This window comes from Ruegeria sp. CF5, from assembly GCF_056537325.1.
Genome location: NZ_JBQFRI010000002.1, coordinates 299,026 through 317,589, shown reverse-complemented (window position 1 = coordinate 317,589; position 18,564 = coordinate 299,026). Strand labels below are relative to the sequence as shown.

16 protein-coding genes are annotated in these 18,564 nt (G+C 57.8%); 8 read left to right on the top strand and 8 right to left on the bottom strand.

Features of this window, described 5'->3' with window-relative positions:
• Nucleotides 1–39: 39 nt before the first annotated feature.
• Entirely contained in the window at nt 40–882 is an 843-nt protein-coding gene (locus tag ACR0NW_RS07760; RefSeq protein WP_480449876.1) for an alpha/beta fold hydrolase, read from the bottom strand.
• Between the two features lie 220 nt (nt 883–1,102).
• Here ACR0NW_RS07760 and ACR0NW_RS07755 point away from each other — a divergent pair, with 220 nt between their 5' ends.
• From ACR0NW_RS07755 to ACR0NW_RS07745, 3 genes are all read left to right on the top strand, one after another.
• The gene (locus ACR0NW_RS07755; protein ID WP_480449875.1) at nt 1,103–2,065 is read left to right on the top strand and encodes a DUF3179 domain-containing protein; all 963 of its coding nucleotides are present in this window, start codon (nt 1,103–1,105) and stop codon (nt 2,063–2,065) included.
• 79 nt (nt 2,066–2,144) lie between these two features.
• The gene (locus tag ACR0NW_RS07750) at nt 2,145–2,486 is read left to right on the top strand and encodes a hypothetical protein (RefSeq protein ID WP_480449874.1); all 342 of its coding nucleotides are present in this window, start codon (nt 2,145–2,147) and stop codon (nt 2,484–2,486) included.
• Nucleotides 2,479–3,708 carry an HlyD family secretion protein gene (locus tag ACR0NW_RS07745; RefSeq protein WP_480449873.1) on the top strand — a complete coding sequence of 410 codons (1,230 nt, stop codon included), beginning with the start codon at nt 2,479–2,481 and terminating at the stop codon, nt 3,706–3,708. The genes ACR0NW_RS07750 and ACR0NW_RS07745 overlap by 8 nt, the downstream gene beginning before the upstream one ends.
• Before the next feature lie 81 nt (nt 3,709–3,789).
• On the opposite strand, the gene aqpZ is transcribed toward ACR0NW_RS07745, so the two are convergent.
• The 5 genes from aqpZ to ACR0NW_RS07720 all read right to left on the bottom strand — a co-directional run bounded on the left by aqpZ (nt 3,790) and on the right by ACR0NW_RS07720 (nt 8,036).
• On the bottom strand, nt 3,790–4,479 hold the full coding sequence (gene aqpZ, locus ACR0NW_RS07740) for an aquaporin Z (protein WP_480449872.1): 690 nt from the start codon (nt 4,477–4,479) through the stop codon (nt 3,790–3,792).
• Between the two features lie 170 nt (nt 4,480–4,649).
• A complete protein-coding gene (locus ACR0NW_RS07735; protein WP_170651974.1) occupies nt 4,650–5,159 on the bottom strand; it encodes a polymer-forming cytoskeletal protein in 510 nt (169 codons plus the stop codon).
• Nucleotides 5,149–6,477 (bottom strand): DUF5930 domain-containing protein, encoded by a 1,329-nt coding sequence (locus ACR0NW_RS07730; RefSeq protein WP_480449871.1) that lies wholly within the window; start codon nt 6,475–6,477, stop codon nt 5,149–5,151. Before ACR0NW_RS07730 ends, ACR0NW_RS07735 begins: the two co-directional genes overlap by 11 nt.
• 186 nt (nt 6,478–6,663) lie before the next feature.
• Nucleotides 6,664–7,482 carry a ferritin-like domain-containing protein gene (locus tag ACR0NW_RS07725; RefSeq protein ID WP_480450168.1) on the bottom strand — a complete coding sequence of 273 codons (819 nt, stop codon included), beginning with the start codon at nt 7,480–7,482 and terminating at the stop codon, nt 6,664–6,666.
• 92 nt (nt 7,483–7,574) lie between these two features.
• On the bottom strand, nt 7,575–8,036 hold the full coding sequence (locus ACR0NW_RS07720) for a peroxiredoxin (RefSeq protein WP_480449870.1): 462 nt from the start codon (nt 8,034–8,036) through the stop codon (nt 7,575–7,577).
• 80 nt (nt 8,037–8,116) lie between these two features.
• Here ACR0NW_RS07720 and ACR0NW_RS07715 point away from each other — a divergent pair, with 80 nt between their 5' ends.
• The 4 genes from ACR0NW_RS07715 (at nt 8,117) to ACR0NW_RS07700 (ending at nt 14,648) form a co-directional block, all read left to right on the top strand.
• On the top strand, nt 8,117–11,491 hold the full coding sequence (locus ACR0NW_RS07715) for a YhdP family protein (RefSeq protein WP_480449869.1): 3,375 nt from the start codon (nt 8,117–8,119) through the stop codon (nt 11,489–11,491).
• Nucleotides 11,492–11,535: 44 nt separating this feature from the next.
• Nucleotides 11,536–12,582: a tRNA preQ1(34) S-adenosylmethionine ribosyltransferase-isomerase QueA gene (gene queA / locus ACR0NW_RS07710; RefSeq protein WP_480449868.1), complete on the top strand. Its 1,047-nt coding sequence runs from the start codon at nt 11,536–11,538 to the stop codon at nt 12,580–12,582.
• Between the two features lie 107 nt (nt 12,583–12,689).
• Entirely contained in the window at nt 12,690–13,961 is a 1,272-nt protein-coding gene (locus ACR0NW_RS07705; protein WP_480449867.1) for an MFS transporter, read from the top strand.
• Nucleotides 13,962–14,069: 108 nt separating this feature from the next.
• Complete coding sequence (locus ACR0NW_RS07700) at nt 14,070–14,648, top strand: DUF924 family protein (RefSeq protein ID WP_480449866.1); 579 nt, start codon at nt 14,070–14,072, stop codon at nt 14,646–14,648.
• Here the strand turns inward: ACR0NW_RS07700 and ACR0NW_RS07695 are convergent.
• Entirely contained in the window at nt 14,645–15,079 is a 435-nt protein-coding gene (locus ACR0NW_RS07695) for a hypothetical protein (protein ID WP_480449865.1), read from the bottom strand. The genes ACR0NW_RS07700 and ACR0NW_RS07695 overlap by 4 nt on opposite strands.
• Before the next feature lie 226 nt (nt 15,080–15,305).
• Between ACR0NW_RS07695 and lpdA the strand changes: the two genes are divergently transcribed.
• A complete protein-coding gene (gene lpdA, locus ACR0NW_RS07690; RefSeq protein WP_480449864.1) occupies nt 15,306–16,700 on the top strand; it encodes a dihydrolipoyl dehydrogenase in 1,395 nt (464 codons plus the stop codon).
• 158 nt (nt 16,701–16,858) lie between these two features.
• Here the strand turns inward: lpdA and ACR0NW_RS07685 are convergent, their stop codons facing one another.
• Entirely contained in the window at nt 16,859–18,244 is a 1,386-nt protein-coding gene (locus tag ACR0NW_RS07685) for a M20/M25/M40 family metallo-hydrolase (protein WP_480449863.1), read from the bottom strand.
• Nucleotides 18,245–18,564 lie beyond the last annotated feature (320 nt).

Here is an 18,564-nt window from a genome sequence, read left to right as displayed (position 1 = left end):
ATCCCGGCGCTTGCACAAGCGCCGGGTCACATCGCGGCGTTATTGGTCGATGAAGTCGCGGATCGCCTGATTGTAAGCTTCGGGCGCCTGAAACGAGGCAAAGTGACTGACATCCTTTAAGATCAGCAGATTTGCTTCTGGTATCGCCTCGGCAATCGCCTTTGAGTGTGCTTCCAGAATGGCCTCGTCATGTTCGCTTTGCACAACAAGTGTGGGGACGGTCACGGATTGAAGTGAGTCCAACCCGCCGGGTTTCTCGGTACCCCACATGGTTGCGACGCCGCCCATAAATCCTTCGAAACCATCAGGGGTAGGGGACATTTCCGCGTAGTCCTGCGCCATCATGCCGACATAAGCCCCAAAGACTTCGTTGGTCTCGACCGACGGGTCGATGCCGTCCAGACTGACATTCCCGGCATGTGCAAAATGGCTTGCCAGTCGATCAGGAGAGGTGGTCGAGATCACGTAGCCGATATTTGCCCCGTCAGACCATCCAACCAGATGCACCTTGTCCACACTCAGGTGATCCAGAAGCGCTAGATAATCCTGCGCCAGAAGGTCGTAGGTATAGGCGCTGCCGTCATTGGTCGAACGCCCGTGACCACGTGTATCCGCCACGATGACCCGGTGGTCCTGCGACAGGTCCGCGACCTGTGCAGCCCAGATATCGCCATGCGCCAATCCGCCATGGATCAGCAGAACGGGGTCCCCATCGCCCTCTCCATAGGTGGCATAGTACATGTTTATACCGTTGAACTCGGCGGTGCCGCTTTCAACTGCTTCGGGCATCGCGGGTGGCTCCGGGATTGAAAGCCATTGGTCCTCGGCCATAACCGAGGTTGCGGCCAATCCGGCTGCAACGGTTGCAATCAGCTTGAACATCTTCATCTCCCTTTCACTGGGGCCAGATGCCCCCGGTTCATATTTCTCCCGGAATTTGTCTTTTGGGGCGTGATACGCGGGCCGAATGATAACCGAGTATCTACAAATCAAAGCCAAGAATTTTTGCCTGACCCGTTGCACAACTTTTCACGTCTGCGTGTTACGGTCTGGCTGTGGTTCGATTGCTGGTTCACGATAGTCCGCGAAGTCGGAGCAAACCATGCGCATCATCGTTGCAGTCGCGCTGATCCTGTTGGCCGTGTCCGCGCAGGCCAATCCCGGGGCCTGGCGGGGTGAGTGGCCGGATACGGACTTTGGAAAGACCACCATTCAAAGCTGGGCAGAGATTCAATCCGGCGGCCCGCCAAAAGATGGCATTCCCGCATTAAGCGATCCAAAGTTTGTTCGTGCCTCCGGTAAATCCGGCCTTGCAAAAGCAGAAGCGGTTATAACGGTGGAGCTGAGCGGTCAGACGCCCCGCGCTTATCCGATCCGTTATCTCATGTGGCACGAGATCGTGAACGATCGGATCGGCAACAAGCTGGTTGCCGTGACCTATTGCCCGCTGTGCAACTCGGCCATCGTATTTGATCGCCGAACACCGCGCGGCGTTCTGACCTTTGGCGTTTCCGGCAAGCTGCGCAACTCGGACATGGTGATGTATGACCGGGAAACTCAAAGCTGGTGGCAGCAGGCAACCGGTGAGGCGATTGTGGGTCGTCTGACGGGTACGCAGTTAAAGGCATTGCCGGTCTGGATGGAAAGCTGGGCCGAGTTTCGTGGCCGCAACCCCAATGGTCTGGTGATGGCCGAACCTGCGCACAACCGCGACTATGGCCGCAACCCGTATCGCGGCTACGATACCTCACGCCGTCCATTCCTATATTCCGGGGAGATGCCCCCACACGGTGCTCATCCCCTGGAGCGTGTTGTTCGTGTGGGTGAGAGGGCGTGGCCCATGTCCCGGCTCAGCGACGCCGGTGTCGTGACCGAGGCCGGTGTGACGATCAGCTGGTTGCCGGGGCAGGCATCGGCGCTTGATGCAGGGCGCGTTGGCAAAGGGCGCGATGTGGGTTCCATCCGGGTCCGCAACGCCAAGGGCCAGAATGTCACCCACGACGTGATGTTCGCATTTGCCTTTCATGCGTTCTGGCCGGACGGGCAGTGGATGATGGGCAACTGACCCTGTCAGACCGACTTTATTGATTTTTCAGAGAAAACCGGCTCTAATTCAAAATTGCGCATATGGAGCCGAAGAAGCCATGTCGGGCCAACTTTCGCCGGAAGCAATGGAAAGATTACCGTTCTGGGTCACCGCACCGGGTGAAACGGATGGGTTCATGCTGCTTATCGGGCTGGTGCTTGCGCTTATCCTGCTGGGCTTTGGCGCGCTCTATTTCACGGTTCAGGCGATACCGGACCGGATGGCCGCAGGGGCGCATAAGATCCAGATGCAGGTTGTCGGCATATTGGGGCTGATTTCATTGTTTTCGCTGAACAACGCCTTCTGGGTCGCCGCAATCCTGATCGCCGCCGTTCCCCTGCATGAGGTGTTTCCCGGGCTGAAACCTAAGATGGATGCTGGGGATACCGGGGATGATTGAGCTAATCTTCTCGGCCCTGATAACCATTCTGCCTGACTATCTGTACCGGCGCTACAAACAGGGAAAGCGGATCGGGCACGAAATCACCTTGTTCAATGTCTGGTATGAATTGCGCTGGGGTTTGACCGGGTGCGCCATTCTGGCCATTGCGCTGATCACGGTGATCTTTCTGTTCCACCCGACAACCAAGAATGTCTCGGCTGCGTTTCGCACGGTAACGGTTCTGTCCGACAGGGCCGGGCGCGTGGCCGAGGTTTATGTCGGCAACAATGATGCAGTCCGGGCAGGTGACGCGATTTTCCGGCTGGATACCTCGCGGCAGGAGGGGGCCGCCGAAACCGCACGCCGCCGCATCTCGGAAATAGATGCGGCAATTGAGCTGGGCGACGCCGAGATCGCGGGGGCAGAGGCGCAACTGGCTGCAATCGACGCCGAGCTGTCTCAGGCGGTTGATGATCTGGAGCGGCGGCAGGAGATAGCTGAACGTAATTCCGCAGTCGTCAGCGAGCAGGAGCTTGAGAGATTGCGCACGGCCGTCGCCCGGGCCGAGGCGCAGCGTGAGGCGGCGCTTGCCGGGCTGGAGACGGTCAAAGCGCGGCTTTCGCGGGTGTTGCCTGCGCAGCGGAGTACGGCAATGGCGGTGCTGTCCGAGGCGGAAAACGAGATCGCGAAATCCACCGTGTTCGCCAGTGTTGATGGCACCGTCAAACAGTTCCTTCTGAAACCGGGGGATATCGTCAATCCCATTCTGCGGCCCGCCGGTGTTCTTGTGCCCGAGACCACGGGCGAGGGACGTTTTGTAGCGGCGTTTGGCCAGATCTCGGCAAACATATTGCAGCCTGGTATGTTGGTAGAGATTACCTGTGCATCCAAACCTCTGTCCGTGATCCCGATGGTTGTGGACGAGTTGCAGGGCGCGATAGCTGCCGGGCAGTTTCGTCCGGGTGACGCATTGCTGGACCTGCAGGACAGGGTGCGTCCGGGAACCGTCACAGCGTTTCTGGCCCCGATCTATCCCGAGCAGGTGGCGGATATACCTCTGGGCAGTGCTTGCGTCGGTGTGGCTTACAGCAATCGGGCCGCGCAGCGGGAAAACGGTGAAATCTCGGGCTTCCGGGCGTTTGTCACGCAAATCGTCGACGGAATGGGGATCGCCAATGCCATCGTCATTCGTGGTCAGGCGATTATTCTGCCGGTGAAAGTTCTGGTTTTTTCAGGCTGACCACTTGTGTGTTTTACCTGATCAGGTGTCACCGCCAGAGTCAGGCGGTGACGGTTTTCAAGGATGTTCGTCCCGGATGCTCTAGTCGTCAGGTGACAGCATTTTCCAGATCACGCCGCCAATGGCGCCTCCGATCAACGGAGCCACCCAGAAAAGCCAGAGTTGCGCAAGGGCAGGGCCTTCGGCGAACAAGGCCACTCCGGTCGAGCGGGCGGGATTGACCGATGTGTTGGTCACCGGAATGGAAATCAAGTGGATCAGTGTCAGTCCCAGACCGATGGCGATCGGGGCAAAGCCAGCCGGGGCGCTGTCAGACGTTGCGCCCAGAATGATCAGGATGAAAAAGGCGGTCAGAACTATTTCAATCACCAAGGCCGACGTCAGCGAATATCCCTCTGGTGAGGCCTCGCCATATCCGTTGGTTGCAAAGCTGCCCACGCTTTCAAAGCTTGGTGCGCCTGACACGATCAGGTAGAGTACAGCCGCTGCGGCAATCGCCCCGATGACCTGTGCAACCCAGTAGGGTAACAGGTCCTTGGCATCGAAACGGCCGCCGATCATCAGGCCCAGACTTACCGCAGGGTTAAAATGGCCGCCCGAGATGTGGCCAACGGCATAAGCCATTGTCAGAACGGTCAGGCCAAAGGCAAACGCCACACCCAGCCAGCCAATGCCGACATCCGCGACGCCCGCCGCCAAAACGGCGCTGCCGCAACCGCCCAAAACCAGCCAAAAGGTGCCAAGAAACTCGGCCATTAGTCGTGATGGCATGAATAGTCCTCCCTTAAATGTGGCTTAAGTGTAAATCACAAAACATGTTTTTTGAAAGTATCGTTAAGGCGGAAGGTATGGAGGCGTTGCAAAATCAACGCCGGGCCGCACAAGAAAAAAGCGCCGCAGGATCATCCTGCGGCGCCCTATCTGCCTGAGTGGTACCTGTCTTACTGGCTGACCTCGGCGGTCTGAGCGGCCGGGTTGGCCCCCGATTTACCGCTGCGCCCGGGGTTCAGCGGGTCGTCCTGACGTTGAACCGACCCCTCGAAATGCGCACCGCTTTCAATTGCGATGGTCTTGTGGATGATGTCGCCTTCGACACGTGCGGTCGAGGTCAGGCGTACCTTGAGACCACGGACACGGCCAACGACACGGCCATTTACAACCACGTCATCGGCAGTGACTTCGCCTTTGATGGTCGCGGTTTCACCGATCGTCAGCAGATGCGCGCGAATATCGCCTTCGACCGTGCCTTCAACCTGAATATCGCCGGTGGTCTTGATGTTGCCGGTGATGTGCAGATCAGACGACAGAACCGACGCCGGAGGCTTGGGCTTTGGCGGTGTGCTGGCCTTGGTTTCGGTGGGTGCAGGTGCCGCAGGTGTTGCCGGTGCGGCGGGTTTGGCCGCTTCGGGTGTCTTGGACGCGGGCTCGTTGATTTTGCTCTTAGAAAACATTTCTCGCAGCCTTAATGTATGTCATTGGATTCACTGGTTTTCCGTTCACGCGTACTTCGTAGTGCAGGTGCGTGCCGGTCGACCGTCCGGTGCTACCCATATCAGCTATATGGTCGCCGCGCGAGACCCTTTGGCCGACCTTGACCCGGATCTTGGTGTTATGAGCATAAAGTGTCTCAATCCCGAAGGCGTGCTTGATCTTGACTAGCCTGCCGAAACCCGATTGCCAGCCCGCATGAGAGACAACCCCATCGGCCGTGGCGAAGATATCCGTTCCGTGTGCGCCTGCGAAATCCGAGCCATTGTGCATGCGCCGACCGCCTGTTTTCGGGTCGCGCCGATAGCCGTATCCGCTGGTATAGCGAACGGCGGAATGAACCGGGCTGGCAAACGGGGCCTTTTCCGCCGCAATGCGGTAAAGGTTCAGTTGATCCATCTGATGCAGCAGGTTGTTTGCGCGAATTTCATCCGGTGTGGGCTCATCACCGCGTGTGCTGAAGGATAAAGGGGTCAGCGGACCGCCCATACCGCTATATCCGCGCCGAACCTCTTCGATGATGCGATCCGTTGGCATGCCAGCCTGACGGAACATTTTATCCAGCGGCTCAACCGAAATTGCCATGGCTTCTTCCAGTTGGCGGAAAATCTGGTCGCTGCGCTCGCGCATCAACTGGATTTCCAGCTCAAGCTCGGCGCGCTGGTCCAGAGCGTCCTGAGCGTCGGATTCGATCTGGTCCCGCTCTTTTGCGGTTCGCGCCAGCGCGTCGGTCATAAAGGCCATCTGGACCGGAGCGGTTGCTGCGGCAACCTGAACGGATGCGTCTTCCCCGGTTTCCTGCTGCAGTTGGGCCAGTGCGTCACGCGATTCTTCGCGCTGTTTCATCGTAGCGCGCAGCGTGGTCTGAATGACTTCAATCCCGGTCTCAAGCTCGCGACGGCGGTTTTCCGATTTCAGCAATTCGGACTGCATCGCCGAGATTTGCTCCAAAGCGGCGTTAAAACGATCATGCGCAGCCAGAGCTTCTTCTGCACGGGCGTCCCGCTCGGCAGACAGCACGTTCAGGCGTTCCTGATAGGTGGCCTGATCGCGTTTTGCCTGTTCCCGAAAGTTTCCTGATCCGATGCTGTCCATCAGGATGATGGCCGTTGCGACAATGGTCCAGACAACCGTCAGCGCGACGCCAGCGACCGCAACAACCTGCGTTTCCGACCGTAGCCGGATGAACCGGGTGTCGGTATCAGATTTCAGGAAAACTCTACGTTCCGGAAAGTGCCGCTCGAGCAGTGAGTGTAGTTTTATTGCCAGACGTGTTCGCACGCGCCCTTCCTCTATATCCCCTGATCCGAACCGTACGAGAGTGGTGCGTCGGCTCTTGGGGCGTTTGCATAACGACGGTGCGGATTCGGGGCAAGTTTGTTGACCGAAACGCGCGCACATCGGGAAATTTCATGCGCCAGATGAGCGGGAACTTGCCGATTTCACGGGTATGCGGCTGATAAACGGTCAATCCGCAACAGAACCGGGCGGGGGCATCTCGTCGGCCAGAGGCCAATAGAAATCGGGCGGCAACCCCGCCTCAGCCCGCTTCTCTTCGTTGAAGGGTGGCTTGAGCGCGCCGTGAAAGTAACGCCGCACCAATTGATGAAAGGCGTCCTTGGGGTCCGTATTCTCGCGGCCGCACAAAAAATGGAACCATTTTGAGCCGTAGGCGACATGCCCGACCTCTTCGGCATAGATCACTTCCAGCGCATCGACAGCCTGTTGTGCTTTGGCTTTTCGGAAGATGTCGATCATGCCGGGGGTGACGTCCAGGCCGCGTGCTTCCAACACCATCGGCACTACTGCCAGACGGCCCATCAGGTCCTCTGACGTGTCTTCCGCCGCGCGCCACATGCCCGCATGTGCGGGCAGGGCGCCATAGTGGCTGCCCATCGCCTCCAGACAATCGCAGACCATTTCAAAATGCCGGGATTCCTCTTCGGCGCATTTAACCCAGTCGTCGTAGAAGCCGATGGGCATGGGGATGTGCCCGAATCGGGCAATGATGTCCCAATGCAGGTCCACCGCATTCAGTTCGATATGTGCGACCGCGTGCAACAGGGCGATGCGCCCGGCCTCGGACCCCGGGCGGCGCCTTGGTACGTCGCGGGGCGACAACAACTCGGGACGCTCAGGCCGGGCCGGGTAAGGCGGTGGGTTCCCTGTACCGATCTCAACAGGTGGTCTGTCCCCATTGCGGGATGCAAACCAGTCGGCCGCGTGCTGCCGGGACAGGGCTGTTTTCGCACGCCCATCCCCGGTGTACAGAACTTCGGTCGCCATTTCGGTCAGGGTTTTCGGCACAGCGCACTCCGTTCCTTTTGGGTCAAACCCGGCAGATAAACTGAATCATTTCGGGGGTCGAGGGTGCGTGATCAAAGCGCGCGAACGGCTTCGAGGACCTCGTCCACATGACCGGGAACCTTGACCTTGCGCCAGATCCGGGAGATGTCGCCATTGCCGTCGATCAGGAAGGTCGCGCGCTCGATCCCCATAGACTTTTTGCCATAGAGGTTCTTTTCCACCCAGACCCCATAGTCTTCGCAAACCGTGGATTCTGCATCGGACAATAGAGGTGTGGTAAGGCCATGTTTGGCGACAAACTTGTCATGTTTGGCGACGGTGTCGCGTGAAATCCCGAAAACTTGAGCGCCCGCCGCTGCAAAAGCCTGAAGTTGTTCCGAGAAACCAATGGATTCCTTTGTGCAGCCCGGGGTATCATCGCGGGGATAAAAGAACAAAACGACTATGCTGCCACGCAGGTCGGACAGGGTGACTTCGCCACCACCGTCGCGGGGCAGGGTAAAATTAGGGGCGGGTTCGGAAATTTCGGGCATGAGGCCTCTCCGGCGGAATGTGAGAACTGATGCCCGGATAATATTGCGGTGCGGGCAAGTTGAAAGGCGCAAGAGGCAAATTGGCCCAACAGATCAAGGAAGATGTTGAAAAGGCAGGGGAAAAACCCCGCCCTAAGCGTTCGCGTCGCCGCAGAGCCGGGTTATGGGCCATGCGGGGGCTGTTCCTGTTGGTTCTTTTGGCTGGTTTTACAGCCCTCATGGTCGTCGGTCAGACCATGCACGCGCCGGTCTGGCTGAAGGATCGCGTCGAGGCGCGGCTTGAACGGGCGCTGGGCGGGCTGCAGATCCGGTTTGGCGACGTCAGTTTCATCATCCACGAGGGGTGGCGACCACGTTTGCGCCTGACGGATGTGACCGTCAGCGATGCAGACGGCCGCCAGATTGCCGAAGTGGCGGACATGCGCGCCAGCCTTGCGATGCGTCCACTGTTGCGCGGCCATGTCAGGCCCAAACGCATCATGCTGAGGGGGGCATTGGTCAGTCTGGTGCGGGATGAGACCGGATCGCTGTCTCTGACCGTCGGGTCCGAGAGTGCTCCGGTCCGGCAGGCGCCCAACCTTGCCCAGTTGATCGAACAGTCGGATCAGGTTTTTTTGTCTCCGGCACTTTCGGCCATGACCTCGGTCGAGATCAGCGGCATCACCTTGGATTATCGCGATCTTCGGCAAGGGCGAAGCTGGACCTTTGACGGGGGGCACATTCAGGCAACACGCAGCGAGCATGAGGTTCGGCTGGCCACCGGCTTTTCCGTTCTGGGCGGGCGGGATTATGTCAGTTCGATCGAGGCGAACTACACCAGTACGCTTGGTTCACCTGCGGCGAAATTTGGTGTTACGGTTACCGACCTGCCGGCCGAGGATATCGCGGGACAGAGTCCGGCAATGGCATGGCTGCAGGTTCTAAGAACTCCGATTTCGGGCGCTTTGCGGGGTAGTATCGACGCGCAGGGCACGCTAGGTGCGGTGTTTGCGACACTCAATCTGGGAGCCGGGGCAGTTCAGCCCAACCCGGAAACGCGCCCGATACCGTTCGAATCCGCGCGCACTTATTTCACCTACGAACCCCGACAGCAGGTGCTGGATTTCAATGAGGTTTCGATCGTCTCGGAATGGGGCGCCGTCCGTGCCGAAGGCAAGGCGTTTTTGCAGGGCGTCGAAAATGGTGCACTTGAAAACCTGTCGGCCCAGTTCGTGCTGTCCGGCATAAAAGTGAACCCCGAGGATCTGTTCCCGCAGCCGCTGGAATTGTCGCGGGCAACGGTGGACTTCCAGATGAAGCTGGCACCGTTCCGTTTGCAACTGGGCCAGATGACGGTCGAACATGGGGACACGCGGTTGATGGTGTCTGGCGACATGACGGGCTCGACCGATGGTTGGGACGTTGCCGTGGATGCGTCGATTGACAGGATGACGCCCGATCAACTGTTGGGTTACTGGCCTGAAACTGTGGCGGATAAGCCGCGCGAATGGGTGACCGAGAACCTGACCGAGGGCACGCTGTCCGATCTTGATCTGGCCTTCAGGGTTCAGCCCGGAGAAAAGCCGGACATTTATGCTGATTTCGATTTTGACAAGGCAAAGATAAGATTTGCCAAGACTTTGCCGCCGATTGAAAACGCGCAAGGACAGGCAAGCCTTGTTGGTCAGAGGTTCTCGGTGACAGCGCGGCGCGGTGTGGTCAATCCTGATGAGGGTGGGCCGGTTGACGCCTCGGGCACGTCCTTCATCATTCCAGATATAAGCATCAAGAAATCGGCACCGGGTATCGCCCGTATCCGGGCGAACGGAAGCGCAACCGCCGCGCTGTCGTTGCTGGACAGACCCCCGTTGGAGGTCATGACCAAGGCCGGGCTGCCCGTGGACCTTGCTAAGGGTAATGTGAGTTTACAGGGCACTTTGGCACTGCCGCTGAAAGACAAGGTGATGCTGGATGATATGGAGTTTCACTTTGTCGGTGATCTGAGTGATGTGGACAGCGACAAACTGGTTCCGGGCGTGAATGTCAGCGCCCAAAGACTGAATGTCAGCGGCGACCATACGCAGGTGACGATAACAGGGGATGGTTTCTTCGGTGCCGTTCCGGTGCGGGCAACATGGAGTCAGCCCATCGGGGGAAAAGAGCCGGAACGCAGCGAACTGACCGGGAAGATCGAGTTGTCGCGGCAACTGATGAAGGAAATTCGCGCCGGACTGCCGGATGATGCGATATCGGGACAAGGCGAAGCGGATTTCACAGTGACATTGGGCGCAGGCGCACCACCAAAGTTGACGGCAAAATCCGATCTGGTTGGCGTGCGCCTTGCAATACCCGAGTTGGGCTGGAGAAAAAGTGCCGGGACCGCCGGCAGTCTGACGGCCGAAGCGACCCTTGGCAAACAGATGCGTGTGGACGCGTTAAAGATAGACGCCGCCGGTTTACGGGCCAATGCAACGATCTCGTTCAAGGCCAACCAGCAACTGGATCGTGTCAGTTTCAGCTCGTTTGAGCTGGGCAACTGGCTGGCGGTACCGGCGCAGTTGATTGAAAGCGGTAAGGCCATTCCGGACATACGCATCCTCGGCGGCGTCTTGAACCTGCAGAAGTCGACCTTTGGCAGCGGTGGGGGCGGAGGCAGCGCGGGCGCCGGACCGGCCCTGAATGTGGTTCTGGACAGGTTGCAGATAACGGAAACAATCGCTCTGACAGGATTGCGCGGCAATTTTACGACCACCGGTGGGCTGGCGGGGAATTTCACGGCATTCGTCAATGGTGGCGCCGCGGTTTCAGGGCAGGTTGTTTCGCGCGGCCCACGCAGCGGAGTGACCCTGCGCTCGGACAACGCGGGTGCAGTTTTAAAATCTGCGGGCCTGATTACGCAAGTGCGTGGCGGCACATTGCAGTTCCAGCTGGAGCCGGTGGGCTCTCCGGGGAATTACGACGCGGGTCTGAAAATAACCAATACACATGTTCGGGACGCCCCGGCGATGGCCGCCTTGCTGGACGCAATCAGTCTGGTCGGGTTGTTGGACGAATTGTCGGGGCAGGGGATTTTCTTCAGCTCCATCGAAAGCCAGATGCGTATCTCACCAACGCAGGTAACGGTTCTAAGCGGCAGCGCCGCCGGCCCGTCGATGGGGCTGTCCTTTGACGGGCGGGTCGATACAGAACGCGGTCTGCTGGATTTGCAGGGCGCGATTTCTCCGCTGTATCTGGTCAATGCCATCGGCAGTGTCTTTACCCGCAAGGGAGAAGGAATATTCGCCTTCAACTATACACTGAAGGGTCCGCTCAGATCGCCCAAGGTGTCCGTGAATCCGATTTCTGGACTTGCGCCGCTGTTTCTGAGGGATCTGATGCGTTCGCCCGCGCCAAAGGTGCAGGGCGGGCAAAACATTGTGTTGCCCGAAACACCGCAGTCGCAACGGTCGTTCGAATCCGAGTCAGGCGACAGGTAATTCTGTTTATGGCCAATTCTGATCGCAGGGTGTAAGGCGCGCGCATGAAACTCAGCGATTTCGATTTTAACCTGCCTGAAGACCTGATTGCCACGCGACCGGCAAACCCGCGCTCTTCCGCGCGGTTGCTGGTGGCGCAGGGCGATGCGATCTCCGATGCCCGTGTTCTTGATCTGCCAGATTGGCTGCGTCCGGGGGACAGGTTGGTTCTGAACGATACCCGTGTGATCCCTGCGCGATTGAGTGGCCGCCGCCACAGGCAATCCGCGCAAGGGGCGGTTTCAGCCGCGATTGAGGCCACGCTGCTGGACCCGCAGGCCGATGGAACCTGGGCCGCGCTGATCAAACCGCTCAAAAAGGTAAAGCCGGGCGAGGACATTGTTTTCTCGGATCGTCTGAATGCGACGCTGGACCGGGTCGACGATGGTCAGGCATTTCTGCGTTTCAATCTGACAGGTGACGATTTCGATGCGGCACTTGAGGACGCGGGGGCGATGCCGCTGCCGCCTTATATCGCTGCCAAAAGACCTGCAGACGAGCAGGATAAAACCGATTACCAGACGATTTGGGCGCGCCACTCGGGCGCCGTTGCCGCCCCCACCGCGTCGCTGCATTTTGATGATGCGCTGATGGATGCCCTTGTCCGCAGGGGGGTGGAGTTCAGCCACGTCACGCTGCATGTCGGGGCTGGTACGTTTCTGCCGGTCAAGGTCGAAGACGTGACAACCCACAGGATGCATGCCGAATGGGGCAGGGTCAGCGATCAGGCGGTTGCTGAAATCCAAGCGACCAAAGCGGCGGGCGGGCGTGTCATTCCGGTGGGGACAACCGCCTTGCGCCTGATCGAAAGTGCGGCACGCGGGGGCGAAATTGCCCCTTGGGAGGGGGAGACCGATATTTTCATCTACCCTGGGTTCGAATTTCAGGTCACCGACGCGCTGATGACGAATTTCCATTTGCCCAAATCGACGCTTCTGATGCTGGTTTCGGCACTGATGGGGCAGGCGCGAGTGCGGGATATCTATGCCCACGCAGTCGCTGAAAGGTATCGTTTCTTTTCATATGGTGACGCGTCGCTTTTGATCCCCTGAGTGGCGCGTTTTCCTGACCGAATCCTTTCAATGTCGTAGACAAGCGCGATCAGGACAGTATTTGATCGCAGAAATACACACACCACGACGGCTTACGGAGGCCCCCGATGCTTCAGGTTCTATCCAGCGCATGGGCGCTTCTGCTCGGTATGGGTTTGCTGATGGTCGGCAACGGTCTTCAGGGTACACTGTTGGGCGTCCGGGGTGAGATCGAGGGTTTTTCGACCTTTCAGATGTCTTTCGTGATGTCGGCCTATTTCGTCGGCTTCCTCGGCGGGTCCCGTCTGGCGCCCGAGATGATCCGGCGGGTCGGCCATGTGCGGGTCTTTGCTGCGCTGGCCTCGTTCATTTCCGCCGTGATGATCATGTATCCGATGCTGACCGATCCGATTGCCTGGTCCCTAGGGCGCGTGATCATCGGGTTCTGCTTTTCCGGCGTGTATGTGACGGCCGAAAGCTGGCTGAACAACGCGGCCAGCAATGAAAATCGTGGTCAGGCGCTGTCACTTTATATGATCGTGCAAATGACCGGGATTGTCAGCGCGCAGGCATTGCTGCTGGTCGGAGATCCGGCAGGTTATGAAACTTTCGTGATCGCTTCGATCCTTGTTTCCGTATCTTTTGCGCCAATTCTTCTATCGATTTCTCCGACGCCTGCGTTCGATACGACAAAGCCAATGACATTGCGCAAGCTGATGGAAACATCGCCGTTGGGATGTGTTGGCATGTTTTTGTTGGGGGGCGTCTTCTCTGCCCAGTTCGGCATGGCGGCGGTTTACGGCGCTCGGACAGGATTGTCGCTGGCGGAGATCTCGATGTTTGTTGCGTCCTTCTATGTGGGCGCGGTCATACTGCAATACCCTCTGGGTTGGTTTTCCGACCGGATGGATCGGCGTTTTCTGATCATGTTTGTTGCCGTGGTGGGGGGGCTTGGTGCCTTTGCTGGTATGGCATTTGGCGTCACTTTTCCGGTTCTGCTGATGTCTGCCTTTGCCATTGGAGGCATGTCGAACCCTCTGTATTCACTGCTGATTGCCTATACTAACGACTATCTGGATCACGAGGACATGGCCGCCGCGTCCGGAGGGCTGGTGTTCATCAACGGTTTGGGCGCGATCGCTGGCCCGGTGATTACCGGTTGGCTGATGGGCGATGCGGTGTTCGGCCCGCAGGGTTTCTTTCTGTTTATTGCGGCGCTTTTGTTCCTGATGGCTTTCTATGCGCTGTACCGGATGACACAGCGTGCGTCGGTGCCTGTGGATGAGACCGGTACCATGGCACCTGTCTATCCAACCGCCTCACCGGTTGCCCTTGAAGTGGCCCAGGAAGTAGCCATCGAAGCCGATCAGGAAGAGAAGGATGCGCAAGAAGTCGCGTAATACTTGGATTTGTGTCGCAAATGTTGCAATATGTTACTGTAACAATTCTGTAAAACAGATTTAAATGACCTTACGTCCCTGGGGAGGGCAAATTACGGAGCAAGGGCAATGGTTGGTCCTGAAGAAGTACTTAGTTTTTGGTTAGATGAAGTTGGTCCCGAGGGGTGGTATCTGGAAGATGAGGCGCTGGATGCGCACATCCGGGATCGTTTCCTCACAACATGGCAAGCCGCGTGCGAGGGCAGATTTTCGCTCTGGCTGACATATCCCAGCGGTGCTCTGGCATATATCATTCTGATGGATCAGTTGCCTCGCAACATGTTCCGGGGTAGCAGCCAAGCGTTTGCGTCGGATCGTGCAGCACTGGCAGCAGCGAAATGTGCTGTCGACAAGGGCTGGGATCTGAGGATCGATGAACCGGCGCGGCAGTTCTTTTATCTGCCGATGATGCATTCAGAAAGCCTGTGTGATCAGGAACGCTGTGTGCGGCTGATGTGCCAGCGGATGCCGGAGTTTGGTGCAAGCAACCTTTTGCACGCCCGTGCGCATCGCGAGATCATTCGCCAGTTCGGACGGTTCCCATACCGGAATGAGGCGCTGCATCGTGAGAATACGGCGCAGGAAGCGGCGTATGTCAGCAATGGCGGCTATGGCCGGACCGTGCGCGAGTTGCAGGCGGTTCTTTAGGTTTCGGGCACGCAACCCCGGATGGCAGTGATGCGGTCAGTCACCGTGTCAGCAGTCTTGTCGATGGCGTGGTTGATCAGTGTTTCCGGCGAGTCTGCAAGTTCGCCCAATCTGGTCTGAGTTGTCGCAAGCCTCTGCTCAATGCCATCAAGCTTGTCGATCAGGGCGTTTATTCGCTGTGTCTCGGTGGTATCGAGTGCGCGGTCACCACTACTCAGCGTGTTCAAAGAACTTCTCAAGGCCGTCAGCTCTCCGCGTATGCCCTGGGCTTCTTCACGAAGCGGGGCAACCAGTTGCAGGTTTTCCGCGAATTTAGTCGTGATTCCGTCGACCGTCGTCGCAAGTTTCCACCCCAGAAACAGACAAACTGCCAACAGGATCAGCGTTGCATTCAGCAGGGCGAGTATCAGGTCTTTAAGCGTCTTGGCCATGACAAGCCTTTCAAATCACTTCCAGATAAATGTATTTCCGCACATAGGGCACGGCCACCACATACGTTCTAGCCAATGACCCGGGCCGCGTATAGGCTGAAACATGCGCAATATATCCCACTTGACCCCGCGTCGCTTTTGTCGCGGGCCAAGTGTATTGATGCGTTTTAGAAAGTAGTTTAATGGTAAACTAGTTTTTTCAACCGATCTGCGCCGCGAGGTATACATGGCTGCACAATCCTTTGATCTGATCGTAATCGGCGCAGGGCCGGGCGGCTATGTGGCGGCCATTCGCGGTGCGCAGCTGGGTCTTAAGACGGCCGTGGTCGAGCGTGAGCATCTGGGCGGCATCTGTCTGAACTGGGGTTGCATCCCGACCAAGGCGCTTTTGCGCTCGTCCGAGGTTTTTCACCTGATGGAACGCGCCAAGGATTTTGGTCTGAAGGCGGACAAGGTGGGCTATGACCTGGACGCGGTGGTCAAGCGTTCTCGCGGGGTCGCGGCCCAGCTTTCCGGCGGTATCGGTCACCTTCTGAAGAAGAACAAGGTTACCGTCTTTATGGGGGAGGCAATGATCCCCGCCAAGGGCAAGGTCAGCGTCAAGACAGACAAGGGCGCCGAAGAGTTGACGGCAAAGAACATCATCGTCGCCACAGGGGCCCGCGCCCGTGAACTTCCGGGGCTTGAGGCTGACGGCGATCTGGTCTGGACCTACAAGCATGCGCTGCAACCGCCTCGTATGCCCAAGAAACTGCTGGTTATCGGTTCGGGCGCGATCGGCATCGAATTCGCCAGCTTCTACAATACTCTGGGTGCGGATACGACCGTGGTCGAAGTGATGGATCGCGTTCTGCCGGTCGAAGATGCCGAGATCAGTGCCCTCGCCAAAAAGGCGTTCACCAAACAGGGTATGACCATCATGGAAAAGGCGATGGTCAAGCAACTGGATCGCGGTAAGGGCAAGGTAACCGCCCATATCGAGGTCAAAGGCAAAGTGGAAAAGCACGACTTTGACACGGTGATTTCCGCGGTTGGTATTGTGGGCAATGTCGAAAACCTTGGGCTCGAGGCGCTGGGTGTCAAAATCGACCGGACCCATGTAGTGACTGATGAGTTCTGCCGCACCGGTGTCGAAGGCGTCTATGCCATCGGCGATATCGCCGGAGCGCCGTGGCTGGCGCACAAGGCTTCACATGAAGGTGTGATGGTGGCCGATCTGATCGCCGGCAAACATGCGCATCCCGTAAAACCGGAAAGCATTGCGGGATGTACATACTGCCAGCCTCAAGTAGCGTCGGTGGGCTATTCCGAGGCCAAGGCCAAGGAACTGGGCTATGACATCAAGGTGGGTCGTTTCCCCTTTATCGGGAATGGCAAGGCGATTGCGCTGGGAGAGCCAGAAGGGCTGGTTAAAACTGTCTTCGACGCCAAGACCGGAGAGTTGTTGGGCGCGCATATGATCGGCGCCGAAGTAACCGAGTTGATTCAGGGCTATGTGGTTGGGCGTCAACTGGAAACCACCGAGGAAGATCTGATGAACACGGTCTTCCCGCACCCGACGCTGTCCGAAATGATGCATGAAAGCGTTCTGGATGCCTATGGGCGTGTAATCCACATGTGATTTCCAGGCTCGAACAACAGCGAAGGGGGCGCTGCCCCCGTCGCACAGGCGCGACTCCCCCAAGATATTTTCAAGCCAGATGAATAAAGGATCCCTTGTTCATCTGGCCCAAATACTCCGGAGCGCGAGGCAGAGCCTCGCAAAATCCAGTCAAATCCTCAGGAGTTAAGCGCGTTTAGAATGCGCGCCCAGGAACGAATTCCTTTGTGGAAGCTTTTGACGTCGTATTTTTCATTCGGCGAATGGATTGCATCATCGTCGTTGGCATAGCCGACCAACATCGAATCCAGTCCCAGAATCGAGTCGAAATATCCGACCACCGGGATTGATCCTCCCATGCCGGTAAACACCGCCTCGCGATCCCACTCGTCTGACAGCGCGTTGCGTGCTGCTTCGAATTCGGGGCGGTTGATGTTCATGACAGAAGCGGGCGAGCCCTCAAGGTCATTGTCCCAGACGACACTGGCGTCAGGGGAGAGGCGATCCTGAACGTGTTTGCGGATCTTGTCGCGCAACGCGTCAGGGTCCATGTCGCCCACCAGGCGGCAGGTGATCTTGCAGTGGGCTTCGGATGGGATCACGGTTTTCGATCCGGCACCGTTGTAGCCACCCCAAAGTCCGTTTACCTCCAGCGTCGGGCGCGCCCATTGCTGTTCCAGAGTGGAATATTCTTTTTCGCCATGTGCCTGGGTGTAGCCGACTGAATTCAGGTACTCTGCTTCGTCGAAGCCACAGTTTTCCCATTGCCGCAACTGCTCGGCTGGAACCTCATGAACGCCTTCATAGAAACCTTCGACGGCCACACGGCCGGATTCCTCGTCGTAGAAAGAGTTAACGATACGAGAGATTTCGCGCAGGGGATTCAGGCCCGGTCCGCCATAGTGACCCGAATGCAGATCAATCCGGGGACCAACGATGGTGAACTCATCCTTGAGCATTCCCCGCAATTGCGCCGCAATCGACGGAACACCACGCGAGACCATCGATGTATCGCAGACAAGCGCCAGATCGGCTTTCAGCTCTGCCGCGTTTTCTTCAAGGAACGGCACCAGTGACGGCGAACCGGACTCTTCTTCGCCCTCGAAAAAGAACGTGATGCGGCAGGGTAATTTACCGTGGACGGCCTTCCATGCGCGGCAGGCCTCGACAAAGGTCATCAACTGGCCCTTGTCGTCAGAGGACCCGCGTCCACGGATGACTTGACCGTTTGCGGTGTCTTCCAGGGCGGGATCGAAGGGGTCGCGATTCCATAGTTCCAGCGGGTCGACCGGCTGGACGTCATAATGGCCATAGAACAGAACATGCGGTCCGTCGCCATCCTCACCCACATGTCCAACGACCATCGGATGACCGGGCGTGTCGCGCTTTTCCGCTGCGATTCCGATGGATTTCAGATCCGCCACAAGCCAGTCCGCAGCCTTGTCGCAATGTTCTTTGAAGGCGGGGTCGGTTGAAATGGATGGGATTCGCAGTAACTCCATAAGGCGATCCATGGAGGATGACAGATCCGAGTCGATTTGGCTCAATACAGCGTCAAGCGACATGATGTACTCCTGAAAGGTTCATATCCTGGCGCGGACCCTAGCAGGGCATTCGGTGCCGTCTAGCCCGGGCAGGCCGGAATGGTGTATATTATCGGAAACCAGAGGCTGTTGCCTGTGGACACCTGCGTCGTTTCCTCGCGTTCTTTGGCCGTAACTTTACTTGAGAGTGCAGGTTCAAAGAGATATTTGATGCAAATCAATGCCTCGACGTCGTACCCGGATGTAGTCAGGCGACCTGAAGGTGAATGATAGACTTATGTACAGTTGCGCAAGCCGATTGCGATGCTGAACATGGTTTGGCCGCCAAAGTGAAATATTGT